Source organism: Bacteroidales bacterium (assembly GCA_012519055.1).
In the GTDB taxonomy this organism is placed as follows: domain Bacteria; phylum Bacteroidota; class Bacteroidia; order Bacteroidales; family Salinivirgaceae; genus JAAYQU01.
The window spans coordinates 18,584-30,356 of the sequence record JAAYQU010000040.1 but is presented as its reverse complement, the minus strand read 5'-3'; the positions used below and the strand labels follow the sequence as shown (position 1 = coordinate 30,356).

General features: G+C 34.8%; 6 protein-coding genes. 1 reads left to right on the top strand and 5 read right to left on the bottom strand.

The window, feature by feature from the left end:
- The 3 genes from GX311_07495 to GX311_07485 form a co-directional block, all read right to left on the bottom strand.
- Positions 1-1,821: hypothetical protein (locus tag GX311_07495; protein ID NLK16222.1), on the bottom strand; the 1,821-nt coding region annotated here is incomplete at its 3' end.
- An 84-nt stretch (positions 1,822-1,905) separates the two neighbouring features.
- The gene (gene guaB, locus GX311_07490) at positions 1,906-3,384 is read right to left on the bottom strand and encodes an IMP dehydrogenase (protein ID NLK16221.1); all 1,479 of its coding nucleotides are present in this window, start codon (positions 3,382-3,384) and stop codon (positions 1,906-1,908) included.
- A gap of 152 nt (positions 3,385-3,536) precedes the next feature.
- Positions 3,537-7,016 carry a hypothetical protein gene (locus GX311_07485; GenBank protein NLK16220.1) on the bottom strand — a complete coding sequence of 1,160 codons (3,480 nt, stop codon included), beginning with the start codon at positions 7,014-7,016 and terminating at the stop codon, positions 3,537-3,539.
- A gap of 196 nt (positions 7,017-7,212) precedes the next feature.
- On the opposite strand from GX311_07485, the gene GX311_07480 reads away from it, so the two are divergent.
- Complete coding sequence (locus GX311_07480; protein ID NLK16219.1) at positions 7,213-8,205, top strand: aspartate-semialdehyde dehydrogenase; 993 nt, start codon at positions 7,213-7,215, stop codon at positions 8,203-8,205.
- Between the two features lie 9 nt (positions 8,206-8,214).
- Here the strand turns inward: GX311_07480 and GX311_07475 are convergent, their stop codons facing one another.
- Together GX311_07475 and GX311_07470 are read right to left on the bottom strand one after the other, a co-directional pair.
- Entirely contained in the window at positions 8,215-8,850 is a 636-nt protein-coding gene (locus GX311_07475) for a hypothetical protein (protein NLK16218.1), read from the bottom strand.
- Positions 8,851-8,852: 2 nt separating this feature from the next.
- Positions 8,853-11,630 (bottom strand): transporter substrate-binding domain-containing protein, encoded by a 2,778-nt coding sequence (locus GX311_07470; protein NLK16217.1) that lies wholly within the window; start codon positions 11,628-11,630, stop codon positions 8,853-8,855.
- Positions 11,631-11,773: the final 143 nt, after the last annotated feature.

Below are 11,773 nucleotides of genomic sequence, written 5' to 3'. Positions count from 1 at the left end.
TTCTGAAATATAACACCAAACAATTTCGTTGTTGTTTTCATTGACAACGCTAAAACCTTTTGTAAATCCGGTATTGTCAACAAAGTTATTAACTCCCTTTTCAACAAGCAGTTTTTCGGTAGTTATTTTTAAAGAGCTGTCTTTTAATTGTTTTTGCATTCGGTTTCCGAAATCTTCTGCTAGTGAATTCTTTTTCTTCAATTCCTTTTTTATTGCTTTCTCGATTTTCCCTTTTAGGGTAGGGTTATTTGCAGTAATTAAAAGAGCATTAGCCCTGTCATTCCACACATAATTGTGAGATACTTTTTCGTAAAAATTCTTCAATCCTGTGGTGTCTGATGTGGCTTTTTGCCATACCAAACTGTCAGTGATATTAAATAGTAAAATACCGTCGTGATATTCTTGAACTGTGTATCTAAATTCTGGATATTTAATATGTAGAATCTGGTTTTCATAGTTTATTATTGAACGTTCAACAAACTCTTGCCAGTTTGTTTCACACAATCCTTTCATATTATCAATCTTTAGCTTAATTTTTGCATTTATGAATTTCATAAATTCGCTTTGAGCTATTTTAAATGTATCTTGAATTATCAATATTGGTTGATTCATATACTCGTCGGCTTCTTTTGAGTATTGTTGTTGTCTTTTATGTATTTCGGCTAAAGAGTCAACAGCAATATCGAAAGCTTTCGTTTGTCTAACAGCTTTGTATTCGCCCAAGAGTTTTGTTGCCAATGATTTGGATTTCATGTAGCTATGTGGCATTCTGTCGATTTTTCGTTTAATCATATCGAGAGCCTCTTCATAGCTGGGGTTATCGTATTTTTTATTTACATATACAATAAACCATGCGTTATTGTATGGAGAGTAAAAAGGTTTAGAGAACTCGTTTTCGTTAAGACGCCACGCAATAGAGTCAAAATCAGGAAACATTCTTCCTGCTTCATGTTTTCTTATTAAACCGTTATTTGGCAGGCTACTTTTATCTTCAGTAAATAGTCTTACAGCTCTTTCAATTGAAACACCGTTTGAGAGACTGTCATAAGCAGCATTTATTTTTTCTAATGCAGTGTTTGTCTCTTTCCCGAGATCCTCTCTTTTACTGCGTACGGCAATATATGATACATCAATCGGTCCTTGTATATCTATTTTGTCAGTAACATGAATTATATGATATCCGAATTGTGTTCTAACGGGGTTGGTATATTGTCCCACAGGTGTATTATATGCAGCATTTTCAAATGGATAAACCATACGCATTGATGAAAAGTAACCTACTTGTCCAAGGGTTGTTTTTGATGATGGATCTTGTGAGTATTTTAGAGCTATCAAATAGAAAGGTTCTCCATCTTCGAGTTTCTTTTTTAATTCCAAGGCCTTATTATACACTGTTAGTGTATCTTCGGGAGTAGGAGATTGTGGCAATTGTAACAGAATATGACTTGCTTTTACAATCTTGAACATTCGTTCGTAAGCCTCTCTATATAATTGTTCCGAATAACTTTGATCAACCAAATATGGTTCAGCTAATTGATCGCGATACTTTTTTAGCTCATTGGTGAATTCGCTTTGTTTGTCCATTCCAAGTTGCATAGCTTCATACACTTTTAGCTTGAAATTTATAAACAGATTTAAGTAATCTTCAACAGCTTCTTGAGTTAGCAATTCATCGTCTTTTATACTGTTTTTCAGGTATATACGTTTGAATTCATCAAGTGTGACTTCGTTTTTATTATCAATTTTTAATAATACTGGATTTTGTGCCACAATAAGAAGGGGCATTGATAAGAATAGAAAGAAAAATATTTTTTTCATCATTTTATAAGGTTTTGTTGTTGTTATATTTGCCATTTGGGTTATATCCAAATATCGTTTTAACGTCTTATTATTTTTATTATTGTATTAGAAGTCGCTACGGCTGTAATTTGGAGCTTCTCTGGTAATTGATACATCGTGTGGATGCGATTCATTAACACCAGCTTGTGTAACTTTTACAAAACTTGCCTTTTTTAAAGTTGTTATATCGGGAGCGCCGCAATAACCCATTCCTGCTCTTAGTCCACCGATTAATTGATATACAACTTCTGATAGGGTCCCCTTATATGGAACTCTTGCTGCTATGCCTTCGGGTACAAGTTTCTTTATATCGTCTGTTTCCGATTGGAAATAGCGATCTTTCGATCCTTGTTGCATTGCTTCAATAGAACCCATGCCCCTATACGATTTAAACTTACGCCCCTGGTATATAATAGTTTCACCGGGGGATTCTTCAGTTCCAGCAAAAAGTGAACCTGCCATAATTGAATTTGCCCCGGCAGCTAAAGCTTTAACGATATCGCCGCTGTATCTTATACCTCCATCGGCAATTACGGGTATATCGGTGCCCTCAAGAGCTTTGGCAACTTCATAAACTGCCGATAGTTGTGGAATGCCAACGCCTGCAATTACACGAGTAGTACAAATAGAGCCTGGTCCAATTCCAACTTTTACGGCATCGGCACCGGCTTTTGCTAAGGCTAAAGCAGCTTTACCCGTTCCTATGTTCCCAACAACAAAATCAACATTTGGGTGATTTTTTTTAGCCTTTTTTAAAAGGTCTATGACACCCTTGCTGTGACCATGAGCAGTGTCAATAACTACAGCATCTACTCCAGATCCTACTAGGGCATATATTCGTTCTAAAGAGTCTTTGGTAACACCAACACCAGCAGCTACTCTCAATCGACCAAAATCGTCTTTACACGAATTTGGGCGAGATTGAGCTTTAGTTATATCTTTGTATGTTATCAATCCTACTAATTGGTTGTTTTCGTCAACAACAGGTAGTTTTTCAATCTTGTGTTTCTGTAGAATTTCTGCTGCACGTTCTAAGCCAACCGTTTGTTTTGTTGTAATGAGATTTTCGCTTGTCATTACTTCAGATATCTTACGTTTCATTTGTGTTTCAAAACGCAAATCGCGGTTTGTTACAATACCGATCAGTTTCTTTTGTTGGTCTACCACTGGAATTCCTCCAATTTTATACTCACTCATCAATTCTAGAGCATCTTTAACGGTTTTATCTTTTTCGATGGTTATGGGGTCTATTATCATTCCGTTTTCTGCGCGTTTGACCATTTTAACCTGTTTGGCTTGCTGATCAATAGACATGCTTTTATGAATTACTCCTATTCCGCCTTCACGTGCCATTGAAATGGCCATAGCTGCTTCGGTAACTGTATCCATAGCTGCAGAGACTATTGGACATTTTAAAACAATATTTCGTGAAAATTTGGTTGAAATATCTACTTCGTGTGGAAGAACTTCACTGTAAGCCGGAACAAGGGCAACATCATCGAATGTTAAGCCTTCATACAAAACTTTATCTTTAATGAACGACATATATGTTGGGTGTTTATATTATTATTATGACTGCGAAAATACAATTTTTATTTTTCTTAGTAGCATTGAATAACAATTTTAAAGCTTATACTTAATATAATCTTCATTAAACGGCCACAAATAGTTGAAAGTTTTCAGTTATATGACAGTTGTTATTTCATAATAGCCAATGTAACAACAGTTTTTTCATATGTAACCTTGCCTGCAGCATCGAAATACTCTATAAAGATAATGTAAGGTCCAAATTTTGCTCGCTTATTGTTTTCATCTGAGCCGTCCCACTTAATTTCGCCTTCTGTGCCAGCATAGTGGTTTTGAACAAGATTTTTCACTAATCGACCATCTGTGTCGAAAATTTTTATATTTATCGAATTACCAGATTGTTCGAAGTTGTATTTAATAAGCAAAAAGTCATCAAACCCATCTCCATCAGGAGAAAAAATTGGCGTGGATAAAGAGAATTTTGAGTTGGAGCCGGCAAATGCGTTAAACTGCGAGTTTTTATATGTTGGAGTTGCAAAGTTATTGGCTTCTGCTGCAGATTGCCAATTGTTATTATCTTGGGTTTTTGAGTTGGGATTAATCCTTTCAAGTGATACACCTTTTACATTTCTTAATAGCGGAGAATGCATTTTTTCATTATACTCAAATTGATCGATAATAATTCCCTCCATGTTTAGTAAAACCACACTTCCCGAACTGTTTGGAATAGAGGGTAATGAGGTCACTTCTACTATTTTAAGGCTGTCAACGTGTGGATAAAAATTGTAAACTTGCCTACGGGTTTTAGCCAAAACTAAATAGTCGTCGGGATATAACAAATGTCCGTAATCGCTTGCTTTTTTTAGGGCATCCAACTCGCCGGTTTTATTGTATTTTGTGATATAGATATCGTTTAGCGCGAAAACGGCAGTACTTTTATTGTACAACTCCACAAATTCAGTTGCCCCATTAAAGGGATTGAACAGAATTTCATTTATAACAATATCGTTTTCAATTGGTTGTTGTGGCAATTGAAATGAAACGGGTAATATCTCTATTTCGTTTCCAACGCAGTCTTTGATCAAGGGTGGTGTCACTGTATATAAAACGTTGTTCTGAAGTGATGTGCTGAAGATAAGAGATATAATATTCCCCATAGGTGCGTTGGCAATAACAGCATCAGGTGTTAAGACAGGTTCCAGGCTCCATTTTGTATTGTCCAACAATTCTGTAAAGAGTAAAGGCTCATTGAAATGTAGTGATATGCAGCTATCGTTATCAACAGTTAGGCAAATGATTTCGGGAGTGGTATTGTCTGTTAATAAGGAGCTTACAGAGTTTGTCTCTCCGGGAGTTCCACCACGTTGGTCATTGCTGGCAATCCAGTTTAAATATCCGGCGCAATAGTTAGTTGGGTCAATTTGTTCAAGCGACCAACCTCCAATTTTTTTATACTCATCTCTATACCATGTGTTTGAGTATGATACCCAATGTATTAAAGTGCCATTGCTTGAATATAGCTCCAAAGTCTTTCCGCTTTTTGACAAAAATGTTTGAGAGATGAGAGGAATTTCGGGAACGTGCTTTTGAATAGTATCGGCAATATCATTAGGCTTGATTATTACAAAGCCTTTAGGTTCAATTGTTATTGCAGGAAGTGTGTAATTAGTAGAGCCTGATTTTAAACTCCACTGATACAAGCTGACATTATGATTTTCATTGTTGTATAGCTCAATGTAAGGATATCGTTGTAATCCCTGCTGATCGGAAGGATTACACATTATTTCATTAAAAGTTATGCTGCCAAATTCTGTTATTGCGTAGACAATTTCTTTGTTTTCTGTAACTAGTTTGTTGCCACAAAAGTCTTCAATATTATAGACGGTTAAAGTATATTCTTCTCCCTCGTTAAGGTTGTTTAAAAGCGAGAGTGTTACTTCATTTTTTGTAGTTGCATTATATTCAACAGACTCTATTTCAATATCCTGGTTTAATTTGTAGTTTTCAATATTATTTGCCGTTTCTTGGGCAATCTCTTCACTAAAGATAATTTTAATTGCATTTGCATTTTCAGCCCAAGCAGAATTTATAGTTGGTGGTACGGTATCGATATTTGGAGCATTGACAGAGTTAATTCTACCGGGTGTTCCTCCTGATACGTCGATACTTGCACGCCAATTTGTGCGTTGTTGACACCATCCGTCCGGGTCAATCTGTTCGATAGACCAACCACCCTCTTCTTTGCTTGGGTCGTTGTAAAATGAAATATCATATGTGATAGTGTGTATCAGTTGGTTATCTGTGTCGCGCAGAGTAATTTCTCTTCCTGTATTTGTTAAATCAGTCGTTGAAATTAGAGAAAGAGTGTTTCCATATTGAGAATAAGCGTCATAGCCTGAACTGGGGCACAATATCAGATAAGAATATGCTTCCATTGTATATGTTGGGAAGGTAACGATTTTTGTTCCTATGTTAAGTTGCCAGCCGGTTATTGATATGGGATAGTTTTTTCGATTGTATAGCTCTAAAAAATCGTAATCGGGTAGTCCGACTGGAGGGTTTTGGTCGAAAAATATTTCGTTTATAACTATGTCTCCTTGTTGCGTGATAACGTAAATTATTGGAATTGTGGTCTCTTCAATAATATTGCCGCTTAAGTCAGCTATATTATTAATGATTAGATTGATATACTCTGATAATGGAAAGTCCTGATTAAAAGTTAGTTTAACTCGGTTGTTATAGGAGTCAGCAAAACTTACTGTCGCTGGATTTCCAATATTTTCTAACATATAGTTTTGAGGACTCAGAGCTGAAGCGCTACTTACTGGTTCATTAAACAAAATGATCGCAGTATTGCTACTTTCAGTTGTAGCTTCAACAACTGTAGGAGGTTCCGTGTCAAGTACAATATCCCCGCAGTACAGGTTGTCAAACCAAAGTACCCTTGTTGCCGACGGAGAGTTAATATTTGTAACTATCCCGAAGTAATTTCCATTTGTGATTGTATTGTCAGTAGCACTGCCTAGTATTGTCGTTGATACCACGTCCCACGCATTATCAATTGATAGAGTCCATAGACCATTTTCTTCGCGAGTAATCTTGAATGATCTTGGAATACTTGATGTCCCATCGTCTCCAGGAGGAAAATCTGTACTGATAACGGGCGTTTTTGTAGTTGCCTGTTGACGATATAGAATAAATTTGTCTGATGCACTACCATCAAAACGCAAATAATACCCATTGAAATTTAAGCTGCCTTTGAATGCAGATGGATCGTTTGTGTCTGAAATCAACACAATAAAAAAATCGTTTGTACTACTGACTGCCCAACCACGACCTTCTGTTGCCGAAAATCTCCATTCGCCATATGCTCTGTTGGTTTCAACAAATAGAGCCGAGCTGCCCGTATTTGGATTGCTTCCTAACACATTTCCATCGGTAGTGGCTGAAAGACTGCCATCTCCCGAAGTGTGTGGATTTGTTACGGAAAAGTTTTCGGTGTCACCTGTCCATGTGGGATTGTTTGTAAAATCTCCGTCAGAGAAAGAGTCGGTTATTTGAGCTTTTGTATTTATATGGATACAAAAAATTAATAAAACAAAAAGTATGGTTCTGTTTAATATTTTGCTGTAAATGTCAGATAAACGCATAGTTATAAAACTTTTTTGGGTTATAAAGTTAGCTGTTTTATATCAAATCAATTTAACTTTTTTAAACTAGAAATATTTTGTAGCAAATTGATTTATACAAAACTTTCTTAATTTAATTTGCGTTAAATATACATATATTTGTCGTTTCAAAGCTGATGTTACAAAAATTAAACAAACCTAAAAATTTAATTTTATTATGACAAAAATTGCTATTGTGGGAGTTACAGGTCTCGTAGGACAGACTATGATTAAAGTATTAGAGCGTAGCAAAATTAATATATCTGAGATTGTTCCGGTTGCGAGTGAGCGAAGTGTAGGGAGGAAAATTTTCTTTAAAGGTGAGGAATTTAGTGTGATTGGAATGAAACAAGCTGTTAGTTTACGTCCAAAAATAGCTCTTTTTTCTGCTGGTGGAACTGTTTCTAAAGAGTGGGCACCAAAATTTGCGCAAGCAGGTATTACAGTTATTGACAATTCGTCGGCTTGGAGAATGGAGAGCAATGTGCCACTTGTTGTTCCTTCTGTAAATGGAGATATATTAAATGGAGACCAGAAAATTATATCAAACCCTAACTGTAGTACTATACAGTTGGTTATGGCAATTGCTCCATTGCATAAGGCGTATGGAATTAAGCGTATGGTTATATCTACATATCAATCTGTTACAGGTACCGGAGTAAAAGCTGTAAAGCAGATGGAGAACGAGAGAAACGGAATAGAGGGAGAGATGGTATATCACTACAAAATAGATGGCAACGTAATACCGCATTGCGATTCATTTACCGACAACGGCTATACAAAAGAGGAGATGAAATTGGTAAATGAAACAAGAAAAATTTTTAACGACGCTTCAATAGCAATAACTGCAACTGCCGTTCGTGTTCCAACAACAGGCGGACACTCCGAAAGTGTAAACATAACCTTTAACAAAGAGTTTGATATTGATGAAGTTGTGCGTCTTTTACAAAACGCTCCTGAGGTTGTTGTACTCGATAATCCACAGAAGAATGAGTATCCAATGCCTTTAATATCTGCAGGAACTGATAAGGTTTATGTGGGGCGTATTCGCCGTGATGACTCATACCCGAGGTCACTAAATATGTGGATTGTAGCTGATAATTTAAGAATAGGAGCTGCCACAAACGCCGTTTGGATTGCTGAGCATCTTGTGAAAAATGTGCTTAAATAGACTGTTTTGTTATTCCACAATGATTTTTGAAGCCACATCGTAGGGGAGGATTATTTTCCTTTCGTTGCAAAAAATAGCTATTGTGTCTGAAACTTTTGCTTTTAAAACAATGGTATTCAGATATATAAAAGACAGCTCATCTAAAAATACATTGTTTATTGAGTCAAGATCGCGAAATGCCAATACTGTAAGAATATTGCCAATATCAGCGGACTTTAATGATTTAGTTGGTTTTAACAGGTTGTTTTTGCCTGGAATAATATCCCCAGTTAATCCTATATTAATATCAATTTTTTGGTTAATGGTTTGTATCGTTGACTCGAAAATTGCTGTTTCCCATGAGAATGCCTCTGAACGACACTGATAAAATGGCATAGCTAAAGTTTTAAACAGATAGCTTTCAATTAACAGTATTCTTTTGTAAATTTTTTCGGCTCTTTGTTGTCCGCTGCTTGTAAGTGATATAGGTTTATATGGTTGATAATCAATATAACCAGCTTCAGCAAGAGTTTTGTTTACTTGTGTAATATTTGCTTTCGATGTTTCTAAAATGTTTGCTAATTCTGTAACCCCAATGCTTTTATCCTGCAAACTTCTTTGATAAAAGTAGAACAATATTGCACGAGCTGTTAAACCAATGTCCATATCTATAAGAATTCTGAGATTGTTTTTAATAATGCCATCGAGCTTATTGGCTTGGCAAGATAGGCATTACATCCTGCTTCAAAGCTTTTCGATTTTTCCTCTTCAGCTGCATATGCCGTTTGTACAATAATAGGAATATCAGGACGTATTTTTTTGATTTCGCGAGTAGCGGTGTAGCCATCCATGACAGGCATTCTGATATCCATTAAAACAATATCTATATCTTTATTTGTCAAAATATGCTCTAAAGCTTCTTTACCGTTTAATGCCCAAATGGTTTTTATTTTTGTTTTACGTAGTACTTCTTCGATAAATAAGTAGTTGTTTTCGTCGTCTTCAGCAATTAAAATAGTTTTGTTACTCAGATCATTGTTATCGTTATTTAGATAATCTTCAGTAGCTTTTTGTTTGCTTTGATCGATAGGAATAGTAAATGATAACTTAATGCCGGTATCGGTTTTGCTTCTGTTTATTGAAAAATCGCCCTTCATTGCATTTATCAGCCCTTGAGTGATTATAATGTTTAAGTCCAAGCTGCTGTAATTTTCAATTCCTTCGTTAAACTCGCTTGTTTGGAAAATATCTTCGAGTAAAAATCTGTCAATAATTGCATTACGGTTATCGATAAAAAACTCAATATATTTCTCTTTGATATCAGCACCAATAAGTATTTTTCCTTTGCGTGTTAGTTTTATGGAAGTTTCAATTAAATTTGAAAGTATCTGTTTAGTTCTGAAACCATCTATGTAGTATGAAGGCTCTTCTTCAGTGACTGTATATTTGTTGACTAATTTTACATCATTGAAAATTGGGTCTTCTATGATTTTTTCGTAGTGACTAGTCAAATCATCGAAAATAATAGACAATTTCGTTTCCGACTGATTAATAACAACTTGTCCCGACTCGATTGCAAATAGATTAATTATGTTATCAATAAGTTGTATCAATGAGTTGCTGCTACTTCTAATCATCTCTACAAAGTTCTCTTTTTGACTTAATGAGAGCTCCGGGTCGAGTAACAGATCACTAAACCCTATAATTGAGTTCAAAGCTGATCTGATTTCGTGACTGATATTAGTTAAAAACATGGTTTTAAGTCTGTCCCCTTCTTCAGCTTTAGTTTTAGCGTTTTTTAGCTCCTTTTGAATTTCATATTGACGTGTAACATCTCTACTAATTCCTACAATTCCCAATGTCTCACCGTCAATATTGTGAAACGGAACAACCAACGTATCTAAAAGGGCACTTTTCCCGTTTGGTAATATTACCCACCTTTCAAACCGTATTGGTTCGTTGCTTTCTATAATCTTCTTGTTGTTTTTGTGATAATCAATGGCTTGTTTGATATCGAAAAGCTCAAAGTCTGTTTTTCCTATAAGCTCCTCGTCAGAAAGATTGTAGTGCTTTTTAAATGCGGTATTTGCACCGATATATCTTAACAGGTTGTCTTTGTAGAAAATGTAGTCAGGTATAGAGTTAATAATTGAAGAGAGCAATGCAATTTCGTGTTCAAGTCTTCTTTCCGCCCTGTCTCTTTTTGTGATGTCGAGAGCAAATGTTAATAATATTGATTGATTATCAGGTTTTTGAAACGTGGTTTTGCTAATCTCAAAAATATGTAACTGTCCATTTGCGCTTATAACTTTCTGTTTTGCAGATGTTTCATTTTCTGCTAGTAATAGTTTTTTTAGTTGATCGTCTCTTTTTAGAGCTTCATTTATTTTATCGTTGGTGCAATCATCTTTAATTAAGCCAATTAAGTTAACAAAAGTATTGTTAAAAAGAATAAACTCTCCGTTTGAATTTTGTATAAAAAGTGGGTGGTTTATTGCGTCAATGGTTTGGTTCAAGTAACACTCTATTTCATCTAAGTTGTTTTCGGCTTCTATTTTATTTTGTATCTCTGTTTTTAGTCTGTTTTTTAGTTTTTTATTTTGTTTAAACATTGTGTATGCAACAATGACAAATAAAACTACAGAAATTATAAAAAGATACTTATATATTGGATTTAAAGACGTTGGTTTTAATGCGATATTTGGATCAACATAACCAAACCACTTTTGTTGAATAGCGATGTATTCGTCCGAGTTTAATAAATATTCGAGACTTTCATTTATTGACATAAACAAAGAGTCATTGTTTTTATTAAATCCAAAGCCGTATTCAATACTTAAATTACTTACTGGGTAACTCCATATATTTTGCAGACCGTTTTTTTCAATCAGGTGTAATCCTGTTTTTTCAGGCAATATAAAGAAAGTGGTATCGTTGTCTGTTTGCTTTGAAAAAAAACTGCGTCTTATCTTTTCTGAAACTACTACACAATTGCCAACCAACGATTTATTTATTAATTCATAAATTTCAGGTATATCAGTCAATAGTTCGTATTGGTCAATTGGAGTGTTTGCAAATGAGATGCTTGCATGGTGAAAAACCGAAATCGACAGTTTGTTGTATGTTTTAGATAATTGAAAATTAGAGAGATTCTCATCTGATTTATACATCATAAGAATCATATCTGTTTTATCGCTCATTAAATCACTTTTCAGTTGCGAGTAGCTTTTTTGGACAAATTTAAATTCAACTGGCAAACGTTTGCTAATAGCGTTTAAGATATCAATATTAAATCCAATAGTTTTTTCGTTTGATATATATTCGAAAGGAGGTGCATCAGCTTGAATCCCAACAGTTATAACTTGCCGATTTGCAGAAAGTAAACTAAAACAATTAAATATAAGAAACAGAAAAATATATAATTTAATATTTATCCGGTTTGTCATGTTTTTAGTTGTTAGATGGTATCAGGTTTAGCACACTAAAATATAAAATATTAAGCAATTATCAAATCACATTTATCGTAAATGTTGAGTACAGATTAAATGATTTTCGACAAATTCTTAATCACCTTTAGCTTATAACTTAT